The 20,531-nt window shown below is 38.1% G+C and carries 21 protein-coding genes; 9 read left to right on the forward strand and 12 right to left on the reverse strand.

Annotation, left to right across the window (positions count from 1 at the left end):
• Nucleotides 1-51 precede the first annotated feature (51 nt).
• On the forward strand, nucleotides 52-339 hold the full coding sequence (locus tag PQ459_11975) for a rhodanese-like domain-containing protein (protein WDF45616.1): 288 nt from the start codon (nucleotides 52-54) through the stop codon (nucleotides 337-339).
• A gap of 57 nt (nucleotides 340-396) precedes the next feature.
• On the opposite strand, the gene PQ459_11980 is transcribed toward PQ459_11975, so the two are convergent.
• Nucleotides 397-561 (reverse strand): phosphatidate cytidylyltransferase, encoded by a 165-nt coding sequence (locus PQ459_11980; GenBank protein ID WDF45617.1) that lies wholly within the window; start codon nucleotides 559-561, stop codon nucleotides 397-399.
• A gap of 370 nt (nucleotides 562-931) precedes the next feature.
• Here PQ459_11980 and PQ459_11985 point away from each other — a divergent pair, with 370 nt between their 5' ends.
• Complete coding sequence (locus PQ459_11985; protein WDF45618.1) at nucleotides 932-1,132, forward strand: YqaE/Pmp3 family membrane protein; 201 nt, start codon at nucleotides 932-934, stop codon at nucleotides 1,130-1,132.
• A gap of 105 nt (nucleotides 1,133-1,237) precedes the next feature.
• On the opposite strand, the gene PQ459_11990 is transcribed toward PQ459_11985, so the two are convergent.
• From PQ459_11990 to PQ459_12005, 4 genes are all read right to left on the reverse strand, one after another.
• Entirely contained in the window at nucleotides 1,238-2,650 is a 1,413-nt protein-coding gene (locus tag PQ459_11990) for a T9SS type A sorting domain-containing protein (protein ID WDF45619.1), read from the reverse strand.
• Between the two features lie 22 nt (nucleotides 2,651-2,672).
• Nucleotides 2,673-5,585, reverse strand: coding sequence for an insulinase family protein (locus PQ459_11995; protein ID WDF45620.1), 2,913 nt, complete (start codon nucleotides 5,583-5,585; stop codon nucleotides 2,673-2,675).
• A 361-nt stretch (nucleotides 5,586-5,946) separates the two neighbouring features.
• Nucleotides 5,947-6,408, reverse strand: coding sequence for an IS200/IS605 family transposase (tnpA, locus tag PQ459_12000; protein WDF45621.1), 462 nt, complete (start codon nucleotides 6,406-6,408; stop codon nucleotides 5,947-5,949).
• Nucleotides 6,409-6,862: 454 nt separating this feature from the next.
• Nucleotides 6,863-7,342, reverse strand: a complete 480-nt coding sequence (locus PQ459_12005) for a hypothetical protein (protein WDF45622.1) — start codon at nucleotides 7,340-7,342, stop codon at nucleotides 6,863-6,865.
• 563 nt (nucleotides 7,343-7,905) lie between these two features.
• Between PQ459_12005 and PQ459_12010 the strand changes: the two genes are divergently transcribed.
• The 5 genes from PQ459_12010 (at nucleotide 7,906) to PQ459_12030 (ending at nucleotide 12,064) form a co-directional block, all read left to right on the forward strand.
• A complete protein-coding gene (locus PQ459_12010) occupies nucleotides 7,906-8,457 on the forward strand; it encodes a hypothetical protein (protein ID WDF45623.1) in 552 nt (183 codons plus the stop codon).
• 26 nt (nucleotides 8,458-8,483) lie between these two features.
• Nucleotides 8,484-9,005 carry a hypothetical protein gene (locus tag PQ459_12015; protein WDF45624.1) on the forward strand — a complete coding sequence of 174 codons (522 nt, stop codon included), beginning with the start codon at nucleotides 8,484-8,486 and terminating at the stop codon, nucleotides 9,003-9,005.
• Between the two features lie 80 nt (nucleotides 9,006-9,085).
• Nucleotides 9,086-10,087, forward strand: coding sequence for an SDR family oxidoreductase (locus tag PQ459_12020; GenBank protein ID WDF45625.1), 1,002 nt, complete (start codon nucleotides 9,086-9,088; stop codon nucleotides 10,085-10,087).
• Between the two features lie 338 nt (nucleotides 10,088-10,425).
• The gene (locus tag PQ459_12025) at nucleotides 10,426-11,073 is read left to right on the forward strand and encodes a response regulator transcription factor (protein ID WDF45626.1); all 648 of its coding nucleotides are present in this window, start codon (nucleotides 10,426-10,428) and stop codon (nucleotides 11,071-11,073) included.
• A gap of 346 nt (nucleotides 11,074-11,419) precedes the next feature.
• Nucleotides 11,420-12,064, forward strand: coding sequence for a response regulator transcription factor (locus tag PQ459_12030; GenBank protein WDF45627.1), 645 nt, complete (start codon nucleotides 11,420-11,422; stop codon nucleotides 12,062-12,064).
• An 87-nt stretch (nucleotides 12,065-12,151) separates the two neighbouring features.
• Here the strand turns inward: PQ459_12030 and PQ459_12035 are convergent, their stop codons facing one another.
• The 7 genes from PQ459_12035 to PQ459_12065 all read right to left on the reverse strand — a co-directional run bounded on the left by PQ459_12035 (nucleotide 12,152) and on the right by PQ459_12065 (nucleotide 18,893).
• A complete protein-coding gene (locus PQ459_12035) occupies nucleotides 12,152-13,657 on the reverse strand; it encodes a carboxypeptidase-like regulatory domain-containing protein (protein ID WDF45628.1) in 1,506 nt (501 codons plus the stop codon).
• 12 nt (nucleotides 13,658-13,669) lie between these two features.
• Nucleotides 13,670-15,034: a CsgG/HfaB family protein gene (locus PQ459_12040; GenBank protein ID WDF45629.1), complete on the reverse strand. Its 1,365-nt coding sequence runs from the start codon at nucleotides 15,032-15,034 to the stop codon at nucleotides 13,670-13,672.
• An 18-nt stretch (nucleotides 15,035-15,052) separates the two neighbouring features.
• A complete protein-coding gene (locus tag PQ459_12045; protein ID WDF45630.1) occupies nucleotides 15,053-15,466 on the reverse strand; it encodes a curli assembly protein CsgF in 414 nt (137 codons plus the stop codon).
• 11 nt (nucleotides 15,467-15,477) lie between these two features.
• Nucleotides 15,478-16,209: a curli-like amyloid fiber formation chaperone CsgH gene (gene csgH / locus PQ459_12050; GenBank protein WDF45631.1), complete on the reverse strand. Its 732-nt coding sequence runs from the start codon at nucleotides 16,207-16,209 to the stop codon at nucleotides 15,478-15,480.
• Nucleotides 16,210-16,220: 11 nt separating this feature from the next.
• On the reverse strand, nucleotides 16,221-16,628 hold the full coding sequence (locus PQ459_12055) for a hypothetical protein (GenBank protein ID WDF45632.1): 408 nt from the start codon (nucleotides 16,626-16,628) through the stop codon (nucleotides 16,221-16,223).
• A 153-nt stretch (nucleotides 16,629-16,781) separates the two neighbouring features.
• Nucleotides 16,782-17,600: a hypothetical protein gene (locus PQ459_12060; protein ID WDF45633.1), complete on the reverse strand. Its 819-nt coding sequence runs from the start codon at nucleotides 17,598-17,600 to the stop codon at nucleotides 16,782-16,784.
• Nucleotides 17,601-17,858: 258 nt separating this feature from the next.
• A complete protein-coding gene (locus PQ459_12065; GenBank protein WDF45634.1) occupies nucleotides 17,859-18,893 on the reverse strand; it encodes an acyl-CoA reductase in 1,035 nt (344 codons plus the stop codon).
• A 49-nt stretch (nucleotides 18,894-18,942) separates the two neighbouring features.
• On the opposite strand from PQ459_12065, the gene PQ459_12070 reads away from it, so the two are divergent.
• Nucleotides 18,943-19,293, forward strand: a complete 351-nt coding sequence (locus tag PQ459_12070; GenBank protein WDF45635.1) for a 4Fe-4S dicluster domain-containing protein — start codon at nucleotides 18,943-18,945, stop codon at nucleotides 19,291-19,293.
• 48 nt (nucleotides 19,294-19,341) lie between these two features.
• A complete protein-coding gene (gene serC, locus PQ459_12075) occupies nucleotides 19,342-20,397 on the forward strand; it encodes a 3-phosphoserine/phosphohydroxythreonine transaminase (protein ID WDF45636.1) in 1,056 nt (351 codons plus the stop codon).
• Nucleotides 20,398-20,531 lie beyond the last annotated feature (134 nt).

A 20,531-nucleotide genomic window follows, 5' to 3' on the forward strand; every position in this document is an offset into this window, starting at 1 on the left:
AAAAATTTATATTGTAATTTTGTTAGTATTAAAATGTAAAAAATAAAAATTATGGCTTTAGAAGATGTTTTAAGAGCAGGAAATTATCACTTGATTGATGTGCGTGAACCCTTGGAATTGGAAATGAACGGACACATCGAGGAAGCTCAAAATATCCCATTGGGAGAATTGGAAGACAGAAAACAAGAAGTTATCAACCTGAGCGGTACTAAGATTTTCTTCTGCAGATCAGGAAACAGATCAGGAAAAGCGGCAGAATATTTTAAATCAGAAGGATTGACTGATGTTTACAACGGCGGCGGTTATGTAGATCTAAAAGAAGTTTTGGATAATCTCTAGAACAGACTTTCTATAAAGTAAAAGCGTCCTGAAATCTAAATTTCAGGACGCTTCTTTTTAGTTTTTACCCCTTGATAATAACCATAATACCAAGCCTACAATTCCGACTACGACGATGATTCCCCACCACATACCGGCTTTGAAAATAGTTTCTACTGCTTCACAGCTAGTCAACATTCCTGCTAATAAAAACAATGGAATGAAATTCATATATTTTTTCATAGTAATAAAATTTGTGAGTTAAATTCAAACTTTGCGCCAAAGCCTGTTGATCATTGATAAATACTGATTTTTATAAAATTTACAATAAGTTTATAAAATTAAAAAAGCCACCAAATCCGGTGGCTTTTTTATGCTTTGACAACTGCTTTATCCTGCGATTTTTTGGCTTGCCTTTCTTCAAATTTTTTAACGACATATCCAATGATAAAGGGCGCTGCCCACGTCAATACTGTTCTAATTAGTCTAGGGTTCATAATTTTAAATTTCAGAAAAAATTGCAAGAAGTGCGCCATTATATAATTGGATCACTAAATGTGAGATATTCTGATATTAAAGCGATTTTATTATCTTGCTTAAAATTCATACAATTATGTTATTAGCCATTATATTTCCATTTTTGTCTTTCTTCTTTCGAGGAAAAATAATTACTGCAGTTATTTGTTTTATATTGCAGATCACCGTTTTAGGCTGGCTTCCTGCTGCAATCTGGGCTGCGATGTCTCTGAGTAATGAGAGAGCTGAGAAACGGAATGAGAAGTTGATTCGTGCTGTGAGGGAAAATAGGAATTAACGAGTAAAGTTAATGGTGAACGGAAGGGCTAATGTAAGACCACATCAAAGAATAAAAAAGGATGAGCCCTCGCCCATCCTTTTTTATTTAAAGTCTTATTATTTACTAGTCTTTAATAAATTTAAAACTTTTGATTCCCTTATCTGTTTCAACTTTCAGAATATAATTTCCCTGGAGTAATCCTTTCACATTAATTTTTTTGAGCGCTCTTGAAGACATTACCTGATTGCCAGTCATATCATAAATCGTGATATTCTTGATCTCAGAGTCTTTGGTTTTGATATTTATGATATCCGTTGCTGGATTTGGATAGAAAGAAATTTTAGTTCCATTCGCATTTTCTACAGACAAATCATCTCCCAATAGCAATCTAGCAATTCGGTTTCTTGTGACACCATTATAGTTATCAAAATTACCTCCAATCAAAATTTTTGAATCTGACTGAAGCACTATCGAATTCACGGTAGCAGTACTAACACCTGTTCCTGAAGTGAAGCTCGTATCCAAGCTACCATCGGCATTCAATCTTAAAATACTGCTTGTGCTTATTCCATTGTATTTAGTTATATATCCGCCAACTAAAATTTTCCCATTTGTTTGTAAAACAATACTTTCAATATGATTGTTTGGTGTAATAGTATTGCCATTTGTAAAAGTATTATCAATTGTTCCGTCCTGATTCAGTCTGGCAATTCGGTTTCTGGGATTGCCATCGTAAGAAGTAAGTTGACCACTGATCAAAATTTTGCCGTCTGGCTGGATGATAATCTTGGATATAGAATCATTTGTTCCCGATCCGGTTTCGAAGGTCGTATCAAGACTACCATCAGAATTTAGTCTGGCAATTCGTGTAGAGCTCGTTCCATTGTAGGATGTAAAATCTCCACCAATTAATATCTTACCATCGGATTGCACAGCTAAGGCAGTAACTGCCGAGTCTACTCCAGTACCGATATTGAATGAATTATCAATACTTCCATCTGCATTTAATCTGACCAGATTATTTTTTACAACGCCATTGAAAGATGTAAAATATCCACCCACAAGAATTTTATTATCAGATTGTACCGCAATCGTAAAAATGACAGGATGATTCTGTGCACCTGTTTCGGGATTAAAAGTGGTATCAAGAGTACCATTTTCATTTAATCTTGCAATACCTCTTCTTGGACTCCCATCATACGAAGTAAACTCTCCCCCTATTAAAATTTTACGATCTGTTTGTAATACAATACTATAAATTCTTGCAAAAAATTCTTCATTCATAGCTCCTGTGAGCGGATTGAAGCTTGAATCCAGACTTCCGTTTTCATTTAGTCTTGCGACTCCTCTTCTGGTAATGCCATTGTAATCAGTAAAAAATCCGCCAATTAGAATTTTATTGTCGGGCTGTAAGGCAAGTGATACGATACTCATATCTGGACCAATTCCGGGATCGAATGTCGTGTCTAAAGTACCAGCCTGAGCAGGAAGAATCAGAGATGACACTAAGCAAATTACTAAAAAGAAGTTTTTCATGGTTATAAGTTTTTTTCTTTGATTAATATCCAAAAATCTCTTCCAAACTCACTTCTGTGAAAGTTCCCATTTTGTTAATGGATTCCATATTCAGGTTTTCTTTTTTCCCGATGATGGCAGTGTTGTAAGACAATGGCTTCACTTCGGTGTTGTAGAAATTGGTCAATTCTGGTAATGTCAGTTTCTGGATCTCAGCATAGACATCTTTTCTAAAATCATAATCCACACCTAATTTCTTAAGCGATAATTGATTGTAGAAAATCACCGTTCTATTAATTCTGTTGGATGCAATCTGTTTCAATGCTGATCCTTTTGCATTCTCAAACTGAGCCGGGATTTGCGGAAGTTCCACCATCAATTCGCTCATTGCAGCGACTGCCAAGGGCAATTTGTTGGCCTGAGTTCCGATGTAGTTGGTCACGTAATTCGGTTTGTTGATCTCGGTTGCATTGGCATAAGAAACGTAAGCGGAATAAGCCAAAGATTTACTTTCTCTAATCTCCTGAAACACAATAGACGACAATCCACGTCCAAAATACTCATTGAAAACACTTGCTTTTCCGAAGTTTGCCAGGTTCACATTTCCGGCTTTTGCCACTTTCGACATTTCCATCTGCACCATATCGTAACTTGTGAAATACACTTTGCCGTCAGTCGCCAGCTCTGTATATTCTTTCGCTTTTGCAGGTTGAAGTTTCGTAGCCAAAATGTAAGGCTTCACCGCTTTTTCCAGACTTTTTTGATCTTCGCCATAAAGGAAAACTTCATATGGATAATCGTTCAAGGTTTTGATTTTCGACATCAGATCGTTGACGTTGATGCTCTGCAGACGTTCTTTGGAAATCACATCCGTCAAACGGGATTCTTTTCCGTATTTGGCGTAGTTGGTCAAAGCTGCCATAATTCTGGTCTTATCTTTTTTCGCAACATCTCTGGATTCCAAAATCGTTTTTACAGTCTGGTCGTAGATTCCTTGGTCAGCTTTTACATTGTTAATCCAATGGTTCATCAGCTCAATACCTTTTTTCATATTGCTTTCTAGTCCGCTCAAGGCGATGATCATCTGGTCATTGGTCGTTCTGAATTGGTTGGTAATTCCCAGTTTGTAGAACTCTTCTTTCAGTTGTTCAGGCGTGTATTTGTCCGTTCCAAGGTATTGAAGAACCGTTACACCCAATGCCAATTCCTTGTCATTATCTGTTCCGAAAGGGAATACATAATTGACCTGAGCCACTTCATTATATTTATTTTTAACGAAGCTTACTTTTTTATCTTTAATCGTTGACGTTGCAATCGCTGTTTTAAAATCAATGAACTGAGGTTTGATGTCAGACGATTTTGAATTGATGATCTCTTTCAGGAACGGCGATTGTGCTTCTCTGTTTAGTTTGATTGGCGTAATGCCAGGATTCTGAACACGAACCAATTTATCATTCACACCTTTTTCTTTGTAAACGACAACGTAATTATCCTTGAAAAAATCGTTGGCAAATTTCACCACATCGGCTTTAGAGATCCCTTCGTATTGGTTGATTTCGTCCAGCTCCTGTTCCCAGGTTCTGTTGTTAATATAGGCACCGTACAACGTAGTCGCCAGTCCGTCAGCCGTCTCCCAGCCTTTCATTCTTTGAACTTTCATATCGTTGACGATGGCGTGAAGCATCCAATCCGGGAATTGTCCTTTCTTCACCAATTCGATTTGGTCTAATAACAGTTTCTTTGCATCATCAAAGCTTTGTCCGTCTTTTGGAACCACACTCAAAACAAATGCACCATAAGTTTTGAAAGCCGATTCATAAGCGCCAGCTCCCAATGTTTTTTGTTTTTGATTGATGTTAAGATCGATCAAACCAGCATCGCCATTGTTACTTAAAATTTCAGCAACAACATCCGCCAGTCTTGCATCCTGAGTTCCATAAGAATCCGTTCTCCAGGCTAATGTCATTCTTTGTGTGGATGGACTTTTTACCGTTCTGGAAACCACGCTCGTCATTGGCTCTTCCGATACCATTTTCTTCATCGGAAGTTCTTTGTATTTGAAGGTTCCGAAATACTGATCTACCATCTTAATGGTTTTATCAAAATCCAAATCGCCAACTAATACAACCGCCATATTATTAGGCACGTAATACGTATCAAAATATTTATGGATTGCTACCATAGACGGACTTTTCAAATGCTCCGAAGTCCCGATGGTCGTCTGCTGACCATTTGGATGTTTCGGGAAAAGCGCTTCCATCATTGCGTAATTTACAAGACGACCATCGTTATCCTGAGCACGGTTGAATTCCTCATAAACCGCTTCCAATTCGGTGTGGAACAATCTCAAAACCAATTCTGAGAAACGTTCTTTCTCCACTTTCAGCCATTTCTCCAGTTCGTTGGATGGGATGTTGTTTTTGTAAACCGTTTCATCCAGCCAAGTGTGGGCGTTGGTTCCTGTCGCGCCAAGAGAAGAGATCGCTTTGTCGTACTCGTTGGCGATGGCGTATTTAGATGCTTCCTGGGAAACTTCGTCTATTTTCTTGTAAAGTGCTTTTTTCTTTTCCGGATCTTTTTCCGCTTTGTGCTGCTCGTAAAGATCTGAGATCTGCGTCAGCAAAGCTTTTTCCTTTGCCCAATCCTGAGTTCCCAAATGAGAAGTCCCTTTGAAAACCATATGTTCCAGGTAATGCGCCAATCCTGTGTTGTCGCTTGGATCGTTGTTGGAACCTGTTTTTACGGGGATATAAGTTTGGATTCTTGGAGCGTCATCATTTTTTGCTAGATAGACTTTGAGTCCGTTTTTTAAGGTGTAAACACGAACGCCGGATTGGTCGTTCTTTACGGTTTCGTAGGTATAACCGTTTTTATCTGTGGTTGTTTGTGTTTCAAATTTCTGTGCCATTGCATTCATCATAAATAATAGTGAAATTGAAATAAATAGTTTCTTCATAGCATACTTTTATTTTTTCTGGAGCGTAATTTACGCAACATTTTATTAGTTGCCAATTGTTGGGGTTTGTTACTTGGGTGTTGGAATGAAAAGAATGAATTTGGAATTAATGTAATTATTGATGGATATATATATTATTAACAGGTCACTCCTACGGAGCTGGTTATAAATGGTAAATCCAAATGCTATTAACAGTATGCCTCTACGTGGTATTTCCAATGTTATTAAATCATAAATATTTATCCGAAACCGTTCAGTTTGCAATTTCATATTTTTTGCCTCGTAGAGGTAATCTGTTAATAGAAAATAAATAAATAACGCTTGAAACTAGCTCCGTAGGAGCGACCTGTTAATCGCAATTTTATTCAATCCATTCGAACACATATTTGTCATCATATTCAATGTCAAATTTCTTTAGAAAATCAAAATATTCTTTTTTGAATGTTTTCATTTTATGATGTTCCTCTTGGTTCAAAATATATTTGACGACATTATCTACATGGCTTCTAGAATATGAAAATGCGCCATAACCTTCCTGCCAATTAAATTTACCAACAATCCATTTATTGTCATTGATGAATTTTGACGAACCCGCCTTAATATCTCTTACCAAATCCGAAATCAAAATATTCGGTCTGATGCTCACCAGCAGATGAACGTGATCTGGCATTGCAAAAATGGCGAATAATCTTTGACCTCTATTGGAAACTATTCCTGTAATGAATTTGTGTAATTCATCCCGATGTTCTTTTGGAATCAGGTTTTGTCTTCCTTTTACTGCGAAAACTATTTGAATATAAATTTGGGTGTAGGTATTTGCCATATTGTGTTATTAACAGGTCGCTCCTACGGAGCTGGTTTTAAAATGATATTTGTTTTCTATTAACAGGTTGCCACTACGAGGCAAGTATCCAAAAACAATAATTTCTTTATGTGTAATACGGTACTCTAAAGATTATCTCAGAATGTCTTTTTATTTTTCTTTTAAGAAACCACCTCCACCCACTTCACAAGTGGCTAAAGGTGGTTGGTCAAGTGGTTGCGGGTGGTTCAGAAGCACCTTTATCCACTTCCATAACCGGTTGCAGGCGGTTGCCGAGGTGGTCTCGGGTGGTTATTGACCGGCTGCGGGTGGTTGGGTAAGTGGTGGTGACCACTTAGGCAAGGGGTCTGGGGTACTTCGGAACCGGGTGCAACCATTTCAGAACCGGGTGATGGGTGGTTCCGAACCGGGGGTACCCCCCCCTCCCGAACCACCCCCCTCGGGAGTCAATCTATTATTCAGATTCTCCAGGAATGGTGGACGGTGGCGCGATAAAAAACTGTTTCATATCGTCGTAGATCACATTGGTTCCCGGTACGTTTTCGCTGGAGAGGTATTTCACATTTCGGTAGAAGGTCAGCGAGTTGTGATAGTTGTCAAAATCCAGCAGAATCTTGGTGTCCGACAGTTGCTCGGTGAGGGAGTTCATTTTTTGCATTCTGCTTTCCAGCTGCTGCCTTGCCGCAAAATCTTTGTCATACTCGGCTTTGTCCAAAAATGGAGGGACATACTGTGGGTATTGCTCCATGTAGCTTTTGGCCTTATTGACAAAGAGTTTGTTTTGCTCGGCGATGCTGCCGTACTGTTGTCTCTGCTCGGGCGTCAGATTGATGGTTTTGCCTTGCAGCACCGTCTCTATGGTGCTAAATGCTGTGTCTAATTGTGCAAGTTCTGCATTAGTGAACTCTACGCTGATTAAATTTTCTAAAGCCATACTCTATGGTTTTTTAAGTTATTAATAAATGATTTTGAGTACACACCAAAGGAATATTACAAGACTTACCATCTCCCAATCGGGCTTCACATCATCCCATTATTACATAAGAATAGGATGATATTTGAGTCGGATAATTTGAAGAGAGCATTTTTGTGGATGTGAAATTGCTGCCCAAGAAAGGCAGATTTGGGATTTAGGAATCATCAGAATATCATTTGTGTGTCTTACAAATATATTTAAAAAATTAACACAGCAATGGATTCTTGTTAAAATTTTGAAGTTGAAGTTTTATTCGGAAAATAAAAAGTTGAGTCTGATCATTTACCAATTTTACACTCCCTTTATCTGAATGTACATACAGGTCGAAAAAAAGACAGCGGAGAATGAAGCCATTAGGTAATTACTTTTTCTGAAATCCTTCGGAGGTCTGAATTTTGCTGACAGTCTCAGCTTAATTATTGAAGATGTTTTCTCAATAGACATCAGCATTTTCACACGGAATTAGCTTTATAAAATTCAGAATTAATATCAATCAGAAACTTTAAATATCAATAAACATTATGAAAAACATCAGCAAAACATTCAGCTATTATGGCGCATTGGCATTACTTGTCATTTTCACTTTATCCTTACACTCTTGTGCAGAACCAGCGGACAAATTTTTCGCCACCGCTATTCTAAATACGAATACCATCAGTGATTTTGCAACCCCAACTTTGGCAAAACATATCAATGATGAAACTACTGAGTTCCCCGACATCCCATCCAGCAAAAAGAATGGTGACGAAGCCGGAAAATTAGTTCAAAATAACATCCTGTACATGGAAAAATCGCTCAATGATATCAAAGCGCTGAATGCCAGTTCTGAGGACCGAAAAGCCATTAAGGAAAAGTCTATTGCACTTTATGAGTTCGTGATTCCGGTTTGTAAAAACGAGTACACTAGTTATGCAAAACTCTGTGACAGCAAAGCGGATGAAGCTCAGAAAACCGCGTTGGCACAATCGATAGAACAAAAGTATGGGGCAAAATTTGAACAGATGTACACCGATCTGATGGAAACCGGCAAAGTCTTCGCCAACGAAAACAAACTGAATGTCGACTGGAAATAAATCAAACTTTAATTTAAACCACCACTATGGAATTTTACAGAGACCGAAAAAAATCAATGAATCTAATCCTGATTTGTGCAGGAATATTAGTCGTTTTAGTCGCCACATTCCTCTATGGCATTGGCTTGTTTGATGGCCAGGTAGGTGCTAAGCTGGCGGCAGTTTCGGGTGTTTTCATTTTAATATTAGCGATCGTGATTCTTAAAAAATTATTTATACTGAGGGATAAGTCACCTTTGGTCGTACTCAGCAACGAAGGCATCATTTCAAAAACAACCGCCCTAAGTAAAGCTGCAGGAATGATCCTCTGGAATGATATTATGTCTGTTAATTTAGAAAAAGTGGGTGCAGATACTTTGGTGACATTGACGGTGAATAATGCAGAAAGTTATCTTCCATTAATCAAAAAGAAATTATCAGGAATGGTCACCAATGGACTTGCCAATGCCGATGGAATTCTGCCAATCAGCCTCACTGCTTCGGAACTGACTGTAGATGCCGAGGAACTGTTTGTCGCGATCACAGATTTTAGAAAAAATGTTGGATAATCTGTAGCAGCGCCAACTTGGAATGTTGATTGCTTAAGATAAAACTTAAATCAAAATATTCACACCAAATCACAATTTATATGGACGATCAAATCACAAGACGAGAAGCACTCGACAAATTATTGGATATCATTACCCCTGAAGAATCTGCTGAGGAGCAGGAAAATGCAAAGGAGGAATCTACACTGAACGAAAGCCATTCGCACCTGGAAGATCCAACTACAAAACATCCCAAACCACCTTTCAACAAACAGTTTCAGCCATTTCCCGGTTTAGCAGCCAAGATGGATCCTGTGCCGGATCACGGTGAAGAAAGCTATGTGGGATCAGGAAGACTGACAGGCAGAAAAGCGCTTGTAACGGGTGGAGATTCCGGGATTGGCCGTGCAGCCGTCATTGCTTTTGCCAGAGAAGGTGCCGATGTTGCGATTAATTACCTGCCGGACGAAGAATCTGATGCGAGAGAAGTCGTAGATTTAATCATTAAAGCAGGCCGAAAAGCTGTAGCAATCCCAGGCGATCTGCGTGATGAAGCGTTTTGTCAGAAGTTGGTTTCAGAAGCTGTGAGCCAGTTGGGCGGGCTGGATATTTTGGTTAATAATGCCGGTCATCAAAAAAGCAACCAATCGATTTTGGACATCAGTACAGAAGATTTTGACCGCACGATGAAGACGAATCTTTATGCACCATTCTGGATTATCAAAGCTGCACTACCCCATTTGAAACCGGGTTCCAGTATTATTGGACTCTCATCAGTTCAGGCGTATGATCCTTCTGCTGATCTTTATGACTATGCACAGACTAAGGCAGCGACCACGAGTTATGTCAAATCTTTAGCAAAACAATTAGGACCGAAAGGGATTCGCGTGAATGGCGTTGCACCCGGACCAGTGTGGACAGCACTCGAAGTTAGTGGCGGGCAGACTCAGGATAAGCTGGTGGAATTTGGTGGCGACACCCCATTGGGACGACCAGGACAGCCTGCAGAACTGGCTTCTATTTTTGTTCAGTTTGCAGATGACACTGGCAGTTTTGCGACAGGACAAATCTATGGTTCGGCTGGCGGCAGTGGACAACCTTAAAATAAAAAATGCTTCTATTGCTAGAAATGAAAAAGACCGTAACGTTTGTTACGGTCTTTTCTTTTGTACAGATTATCGGTGTCCTTGTCTTTATTCAATTGAGGTGATAGAGATGACTTTATGTTAATATGAAATAATAGAGAATATTGCCAACACTTCTTGTTTTGATATTACAGCAGTACGGATAGTCAGTGGTTCAGCTGATTATTAAAAACATAATCTATTTTTCTATTCGTTAAATAAATTAATATAAAGCAGTTGTTTTTAAGAAAATAATTTCAATATTATAAGTATTTTTTATTACATTTGGATTACAGCCAAATAAAAACACAAAATCTATGAAAACAAAACTAATCATTTTTGATGAGCAGGTTTTTTATACCGAAGGCCTCTCTAAACGCCTTACTGATGGGCAAATTTTTGATTTGGTGTACATTTGCAATTCCTATAAAGAACTTTCCAAACAGTTTAACAATCAAGCTCCAGAATTCCTGATGTTGGGATCTAACTGCCTGGCGCTAACCGAAATGTACACTTTGATACAAGATTTGGTAAGTCAACACGATAATATCAAAATTATTGTCATCGGTAATTTTTTCGAAATGTCTGAGATCAGAAAACTTTTTGACAAAGGGATTAAGAGTTATCTGGATATTAATTGCGGATACAATGAACTTGTAAAATCTTTTAGCGCGCTGAACTCGGGAATGATTTATATCTGTGATTCTGCAAAGGAGCGTATGATGGATTTTCTAAGTCATAAAAAAAATCAGTATGGCTATCAATTAAAAGAAGCACTTACCAAAAGGGAGCTGGAAGTCTTACAGTTGATCTGTGACGGGCTGAGTAGCAAGAAAATTTGCGAAAAACTGTTTATCAGTATTAACACCGTGGAGACACATCGCAAAAAAATATTATTAAAATTCAATGTGAAAAATTCCGCGAGTGTCGTAAAGTATGCTATGGATAACCACATGTTAGGATAAATTCCAAATGAGAGTTTCACTGACCTTTGCTCCGGCTCAGAAATTCTTTTTCCTGAATCTTCCATTGGTTAATTTTCTTTACCTAATGTGCGCTTGATTTTCGATAATCAATCTGTCAACTTATCATCAATTTAACATATTAAAATTGGTCAATTAGCTCCAGGATTTTCTCAAACCGCGATCAACTGATATTAGTTTGTTCTTCAACTATTTCATTGTTTTTATTAACGACTATTGAGAACTAAAAAAAATCAATACTAATCGTAGATTTTAAGAAAATAATTTTAGGAATAGAACGTATTTTTTATTATATTTGAATACTAACCATCCAAAAAACTTAATACTTATGAAACCAAAATTAATTATTTTTGATGAGCCCGTCTTTTACGCAGAAGGACTCTCAAAACTCCTTACAGATGGGCAAATCTTCGAAGTTGTACACATCTGCAATTCCACTGAAAAACTCTACGAACATCTCAACTACCAGCCGCCGGAATTCCTAATGTTGGGATCCAACTGTGTGGTGCTGACAGAAATGTACAACTTGGTGCAGAATCTGGTTTGTAAATATGAGAATATCAAAATCATTGTCATCGGAAATTGCTTCAAAGTGGCAGAAATCAGAAAACTATTTGAGAAAGGAATCAAAAGTTATTTGGATATTAATTGTGGCTATCAAGAGTTTGTAAAATCTATCGATGCTTTGAGATCCGGTCTTGTTTACATCTGCGATTTTGCAAAAGATCAAATGATGAATTTCCTTAGTCATATCGAAGTTAATAGCAAAGTTCCTAGTCACTGTCTTACCAAACGGGAAATGGAAGTTCTGAAACTGATCTGCGACGGTATGAGTAGCAAACAGATTTGCGAAACGCTCTTCATCAGCATCAATACGGTGGAAACCCATCGAAAAAAAATCTTATTGAAACTGAACGTGAAAAACTCTGCAGGTGTTGTGAAATACGCCATAGAAAATCACATTTTGCAGTAAGAAAACATTAAACAAAAAAAAAGAATTTCAAAAACCTTTTGCTCCGGCCCAGAAATTCTTTCCTATTACAAAAATCGTAATATATTTTTACTCATAATCCGGCATTTCTGCATTACTAAAAAGGGTTGTTCTTTCCAGATCAGATTCTGAGCTACTTAAATCTATCATCATTATTGTTTTTTGCGAGATACCATCATTAGATGTGTTTGTGAAAATTACCTGTGCATTGTTTGGCGAGAATCTCGGATCCAGATCGTTGGTTCCATTTGTTTTTTCACTTTCTGCGGAAATATCACGTACGGAATTATCCGTCAAATTGTAAATGAAAATATGAGAATCCAGTTGTCTGTAGTTCCCATCCTGGTAACCAGAAACATCGTGTGAATAGACCAAAAGATTACCATCTACAGAAAAATCCAGACCGCCACTTCCACCAGAAACACCCGCCAAAACTGTTTTGAGCGTATTGCCGAGCATATCGATTACATAAATCTTGGTGTTGTAACCATTGAAGTCATTTGTTTTGATTGCAATCTTACTGCTGTCATAGCTCCAATCACATTCTGAAATAATGCTTCCATCGGGCGTTGTGTAAATCAATTCTTGTCCGCTTCCGTCTTTGTTGATTCTGTAAAGCTTATCAAAATTAGCGTAGATCAATTCTTTCCCATTCGTTTTCCACGCAAAATCCAATTCATAATTATTGAAACCCGAAACAGGAACAGTCGTTACTTTGAAAACTCCCGATCCATCTGGCTTGGCTGTGAAAATATGCGTGTTTCCACCTTCCGTTCTGAGGAAAGCGATGACGCCGGCATTGTTATTTTTTCTTGGTCGCCAGCTGTTGTAGGAAAGCGCCGTGAAGTCAAAACTTGTTCCAGCTTCATTCGTCGAAACAATATATAAATTCCCAGATTGTTTTCTTACAAAATGAAATCTGTTTGCAGGCGTTGTGCTTGTTGTAAACTTACTTACAGCACTGAAAACCTCCGGATGAATCCCATCTGAAACAGCAACTTGCCAAAAATAGCTGACACCGAATTTGAGATCTTTCAAAGTGTAATGTTTATCCAGAAGATCTTTCAATTCCAGAACATTGGTGTTGAGATTATTTTTAACGATCAATCTGTATTTCAAAACATCAAGACTGTCTGGATCTGTCGTGTTCCAAGTCAACTCCAATTCCAAAGGTTGATTTTCCGAATTATCTGTAGGACTGAGCAAAGTCGGAACAGATGGCGCTGTGTTTAGAGATTCGTCATCGTCCATTTCAAATACGACCGTCACAATTTGATCTTGTGATTGCATATTGACACTTAGAAAATTAGTGAGAAATCCCGTCAGTTCGGCTTTTACGGAATAATTACCAATCGGCATATCTTTGATTTCAAAAGTTCCATCTTGTGCACTGAAAACCGTGCTCGTTGTAGGTGTTGTAAATATTTTGACATTTGCCAGCGGTTCATTGCTTCCTCTTCTTACGACTTTCCCTTTGAGAATGCCGGATTGTGTTTCCTCTACCAACTCTTCATTACAAGAAATCAGGAAGATCGAGAAAATGAAGAAGACTGTGATTTTTATAATAGTTTTCATAATTGTAGTTTTTTATTTTTTTCCGAGATAAAAATTGATTCCCAGTGCCACACGGATTGCTTGATCTTTTTGTTTGCCGTTGACCAATCTGTCCCAATTGTCTGTGAAGCCAAGGTCATATTGAGAGGAAAGTCTAATGGCAAAGTTCTTGTCCATCAGATATTCCAGTCCGCCACCGAATTGTGCTTTGAAGAAATTTTGATTTTCAGAAAACATAGATCCGCCACCTGCATAGAGGAATGGTGATAATTTATACTTTGGGAGCATCAGATATTCCAAATTGACCTCAGAAACAAGAAAAGTTCTGGCCAGGATATTTTGATTCCGAAGTGTCAAGACATTGGCGTTGAGTTCCACATTGATGTGATCGCTTAGAAAATATTTCAAGCCCAATTTGAAACCGACACTAGCCTTGGGATTCACATAATCACCTTTGATCTGCTGTCCTTCTACATTGGCAAACAGCGCTACTTTTTGACGGTAGTTGTTCGGATATTTGTTTCCGATGATCCGCTTGTCATTATCTTCTTGTTCAGTTTCGTATTTTTCGATCAAAGCTTTGTAAGTTGTCGGATCCTGAATGGCACTTCCCCAGATTTTATCGCGAACGCCTTCTACGATGAGTGATTTCACGGCTTTCTCAATCGCTTCTGTCACCGCCAATTGCACTGGCTCATTTTGGGTAACGCCAACTTCCGATTCCAAAAGTCTTTCTGTATCGATATATCTGAAAAAGTTTCCATTCACGCTTGTCGAGAGAATTGTTTTTGAAGTGTAAACGGTTTTCAGGATTTCGCCATTCAGCGTAGAGACCGCTCTCAGATAAATCGTGATCCGATCCTGACGATATTGCGACGACAGACCAATTCCAAAATATCTGGCGCCAATTCCGCCTGTCATCACATTGCTATCATAAGAAATCACACCACCTTCCAGCAAAATGCCAGCGTACAAAAGTGGCGGAAGTGATTGCACATTTTTGTCAGCTTCTTTCAAATATTCCTGTCTTGTGGATCTGATGATTTGTCTTTCATTAAGGAGATTCGCGATGTTTTCTCTTTCTATTGGGACAAACCATTTGCTGTCTTCCAGCGCTTTTATAAGGATCGTTGTTGTGCCTTGTGGAACTGCCGTACTCCAGTTGCTTCCGTTTTCCGAAGGTTTGTATTGTCCTGTTTGATCTCGGAACTTGTATACACCGATGACAATTTTTTCTTTTGGTGGAGGCAGTTTTTTGAGTTCCGTGGTGTAGGAAGTCACTTCGCCCATTGTAGATTTCTCACTATTGGATGGCAAGTTGAAAAGCGAACTGCAACTCTGCATCAGTGCAAACAGAATCACACCTGCAAAGTTTCTATGGTTAATAATTGATTTCATTGGGTTGGTTTTTAGTTTTTACTTCGGAATGACAATCTCTGTCTGCTGACCAGTATTGGTGTCCAAAATGTTGATCAGCAATCCTTGCGAAGTCTGATTGACCTCCAGAAACAAGGATCCAAATGTGTAGTTTCCTGGCGTCAGCGGTCCATCCCCAAATTGATCTTCGAAAAGTTTCTGAGAAAGCTGACTCAGAATCTGCCTGTTGAGACTGTCTGTAAAACCGCTCAAAGAATTCATATCATCCAGAAGATTTCTGTAATCACTCTTGTCGTCATCAAATTGATTCTGAGCATTGGCAGAACTCAACAACCATTGATAATTGAAAGTGTCACCTCCAAATGCAGGATTGATGGGCTTGTAAACCAATTGTTGCGCCGAGAGGGAAAGGAATCCCATCACGGTGATCATTAACATTAATAGTGTTTTCATAGCAATAGTTTTTAGTATAGGAATTCATTTCTGATCAGATTTTTCTTGGCATTATAGTCTTTGATATTTCGAAAAGTCATCGCCAATTGTTCTTTCAAATAATCTTCATTCGGATTGGTGAAAAAGCTGTAGATCTGCTTATCATCTATGGTTACGATGATTTGTCCTGTGGTTCCTCTGGACGGTAGCTCGCTGATGGTGATCGTGTAATTGCTTTTCTCCGTCAGTTGGTTGTACTGCATATAAAAGGCGTCATAGAAATCCTTCCCGATTTTGCTTTTGGTCTCATCAATCGTAAGACCTTTCAGCTCAGAATATTTTTCCTCTTCCAGTTTTCTTGCAGTTTGCTGGAAATCATTGGAATTAACGACAAGGCTATCTTTTGAAATGAGCGTTTTGGTTTGCTCGTCTCGGATGTAGAGAAAGGTTTTCAGCGCATCTTTGCTATTGAGATTCACGCTGATCTCGGACAGTTTTTTCGTTTCGGATGGATTGATAGAAAACTTGCCACTTTGTTTGTTGTTGGAAATATTTCCGCCGTTGCCTTTTTTAATAGAAATCAAAAGATAGTTGAGTTCCTGATAGGTATCAGAATTGTTGGTCACGACAGCGCTCAGCTTTATCTGGCCTTCTGTGTTTTTACTTTCGATTTTCGCCACAATCTTTTTATCGTCCTGACCTTTCATTTTGAGAAAAGGAAATAAAATAAAAGCGGAAAACATCAGGGTATATAGATTTTTCATTTTTAATGATTTTAATAGTTTCTCATAAAGATGGTCACGTTGTCACCTTTCACATTGATTTTCATATCATCCGAAATGCTATTGCTTCCCGTGATGTCTATGATGTTGTTATGACCTTGCGTCGTGATGCTGTTGTTGACCTTGGTCTCGGTGAAGGAATTATTGAAAAGAAGCTTGTTGTAATCACCGATTTGTGCGACGGAAAGTTTAGTTCTTTCATTGATGAGAAGTTCCGTGCTGTTGTGATTACCAATTTGGATCGTTGCATCGTATGATCCATTATCCGGATTTTGAATATTGATGATGTTGAAAGCATTATTGCTATTGATCTGTCCCCAGTCGATCTCCTGAGACTTGATGGATATTGAAAAAAGCAACGATGCTACATAAGGTAATATGTAAAATATTTTTTTCATCATTTTTTTATAAAGTTACAATCCACGGTGGTTGTGCGAAACACCAGTAGCCGTTAGAAATCAAAAATCACGGTTTTCCGTTAGATTGATATTTAAACAAAAAAAGATGAGAGAAACCAAGTTCTCTCATCTGAAGGTTAAAGCTAATTGTTACTTTTAGTTAGACTGATTTACAACCAATGAGTTGTTGTTACCTGCTTGCATTCCAAAATGGAAGTGAGAAGTTCCGGTTTGTGTTACATCTGTGTAGTTAGAATCGCCCATTTGAATGTCCAGAGCCGTGTTGTCATTTCCATATTGATATTGGTACAATTCGTTTCCGGTACCAACTTGCAATCCCATATTGGAGTTGTCATTACCATACTGATGAGAATCTGCATAGTTGTCACTTCCTAATTGAATATGACTTGCACTGTTGTCATTTCCGTCCTGCAATTGGTGAATGGTGTTGTCAGCTCCGATTTGCAAAGCGTACGCATCATTTCTTCTGCCATATTGCTCTTGTCCGATCGTGTTGTCTACACCAACTTGGATTGCAGTTGCAGAGTTTCTTCTACCGTCTTGATATTGGCTGATAGAGTTTCCAATTCCTAACTGAGTTGCAGAAGCGTCATTTCTTCTTCCGATTTGTATTTGATCTACATCATTCCACAATCCCACTTGCAAAGTCTGAGCAGAGTTTCTGTTACCAAATTGCAAAGTTGAGTTGGAGTTTCCGATTCCCCACTGTTCAACGTCAATAGAGTTACGATTTCCTTGGCTTACCGCCAAATTGGTGTTTACCCATCCTACTTGGTCGATGTCCGCATCATTACGGTTACCATCTTGCAATAAGACGTTTACATTCATAAAACCTGTTTGATCCACAGTAGCTGTGTTTAGGTTTCCAATTTGTGCACTTAGATCCACATTAGATTGTGCAAATGAGAAGTTCATGGTCATTAGCGCAATAGCACCGATAATAATTGTTTTCATAATAATAAAATTTAATTGGTTAATTGTTTAGCAAATGTAGAATCATAAGCAATGCAAAAAACCACCATAAAAGAGTAAATTTCAAAAATCACGGTTTGTAGTTAGTTGAAAATGAATTAAAAAAAATATTACTAAAACTCTGATTTTCATTATTAAAAAGTATTATTATAGGTTGAGTTAGGAATATCCAGACATAAAAAAAAAACGGAAACTTTCGAGTCCGTTTTGTATTAAGAATAAAAAAAATATTATAATTGATTAAATCACACTCAAAAAAGCCATCGTATCCACATCATCCGCATAGGTATTCAAAGAAGGATTTTGTGTTTCTCCAAAACCGATGGAATCCAATCCCAACTCAGGTTTTGCAACAATTGCTTGGATCTCTTCTCTGTTATCTTCCACAAATTGCTTCGCATCTTCCAAAGTTTCATATCGTGAAAAATTGACCACTGACAATGGACTGAACAACTTCTCATCCTCTCTCAGCATCACAAAATTATTATCCCAAAAAAGGTCTTGATTCAAAAGATAGACCGCGCGATTGTAATCGTAATTATTAGCGTATTTGTTATGATTGATGACATTTTGATATTTTACAAAATTTTCAAACAAACCATCGACTTTCATCTCTTTTGGAAGCAAAAGCTTGGTCACATTTCTGCAACCCAATCCGAAATATCTGAAAATATCATCCGCCAAAAGCTGAAGTTCTTCCACCGTTTCGTCACCTTTCAAAACTGCGATGGATGTTCGGTTTTTCCTAATGATACTCAGGTGATTTTTAAAATAATATTCCAGATATCTCGCCGTATTATTACTTCCGGTCGCAATCACCGCATCGAAGTTTTCCAGTCTTTCAACGATTTCAAATTCAATTTCATTATTAGAAAACTCTTTCCAAAGTTCTAATAGAAATGGCAACATCAATTTATCCTTCGAAGATAATTTGATGATTGGAATATGATTGCTCAAAACCACAGAAATAATATCGTGAAAACCAACAATCGGGATATTTCCTGCCAGAATCAGTCCTACCCTTTTTGGCGTATTTGATAATTCATATTTGGATAACCAGTTCTCAATATTTTCTTTCGTGAAAAGGCCTGCCCATTGTTTCAGGTTGTAACGTTGATTTTCCAAAGTAAACCAAGGATTTTCAATCTCAGAACGCTTCATCAGATAAGCCAATCGCTCTTCTTTCTCATTGTAATTTTCATCATCTTTATGAATAAAATCATTGATGAAATTTCCTAATTTTTCGAGTCCCAAAATTTTGTTTTCGTTCAGCATAGCTGGCTTTTTTTTTGTAATTTTGCACAAAATTAAAAATAAAATAGCAATGGCTATCAAGATAACTGATGAATGTATAAATTGTGGCGCCTGTGAACCGGAATGTCCGAACACCGCCATCTATGAAGGAGCAGTAGATTGGAAAGCATCCGAAGGTACAGAACTGAAAGGAATGGTGGTTCTATCTTCCGGACTTTCTGTGAGTGCAGACGCTGCTCAGGAACCTGTTGCAGATGATTATTACTTCATAGTAACCGACAAATGTACCGAATGTAAAGGCTTTCACGAGGAGCCTCAGTGTGCTGCAGTTTGCCCTGTGGACTGCTGCGTTCCGGATGAAGACAATGTGGAAACCGAAGAACAACTTTTGGCTAAAAAAGCATTCCTTCACAACGAATAACTTAGAATCACAACACCAAATTATCACCAAAACAAAATAAACTATAGAATGAAAAAACATAATTTCAGCGCAGGTCCAAGTATTTTACCTCAGGAAGTTTTCCAGAAGGCTTCAGAAGCAATTCTTAATTTTAATGATTCAGGATTATCGCTTTTGGAAATTTCGCACAGAAGCAAAGATTTTGTTGCAGTAATGGACGAGGCTCGTGCTATCGTAAAAAGATTGATGAATCTGGGCGACGATTATGAAGTTTTGTATTTGCAAGGTGGCGCAAGTCTTCAGTTTTTGATGGTTCCTTACAACCTTCTTTCTGTGGATGGAAAAGCAGCTTACACCAACACCGGAACTTGGGCGGCAGGCGCAATTAAAGAAGCGAAGATGATTGGAAATATAGATGTTGTGGCAACTTCCAAAGAAGCTAACTATTCTTACATTCCGAAAGAATTTAAAGTTGGTTCGGAGTACGATTATTTCCATTGCACATCCAACAACACGATTTTTGGAACGCAGATGAAGGAATTCCCGAAAGTGGATACGCTTTTGGTTTGCGATATGTCTTCTGATATTTTCAGTAGAGAATTGGATTTTTCTCAGTTCGATGTGATTTATGCAGGTGCTCAGAAAAATATGGGTCCAGCTGGTGCAACCTTGGTTGTTGTTAAAAAATCGATTCTTGGAAAAACAGGAAGATCGATTCCAACTTATTTGGATTATGCCGTTCACATCGATAAAGAATCAATGTCCAACACGCCGCCTGTTTTTGCAGTCTATGCGTCTTATTTGACATTAAAACATTTGGAAGAAAATGGCGGAATTGCAGCTGCTGAAGCAAGAAACAATGCTAAAGCTAAATTGCTTTACGACGAGATTGACAGCAATCCAAACTTCCAAGGTGTTTCTGCCATCGAAGACCGTTCTTTTATGAATGTGACTTTCACTTTGACAGACGAATCCAAACAGGAAGCTTTTGATGCAGCCTGGAAAGCAGCCGGAATCAGCGGATTGAATGGCCACAGAAGTGTTGGCGGTTACAGAGCGAGCATCTACAACGCAATGCCAATCGAAAGCGTGCAGGTTTTGGTGGATGTGATGAAAAGTATTTAACATTTTCTTATCATAAAATAGAAACGTCTTCAATTTGTTTGAAGACGTTTTTTTGTTAATTGAATGTTAATTTGGGAAAATATCGTATCTTAGCACACCTTGAAATTTACCTCAAACATTTCAAGGAAACTCAA

Origin of the sequence: Chryseobacterium sp. KACC 21268 (assembly GCA_028736075.1) — a bacterium.
GTDB lineage: Bacteria > Bacteroidota > Bacteroidia > Flavobacteriales > Weeksellaceae > Epilithonimonas.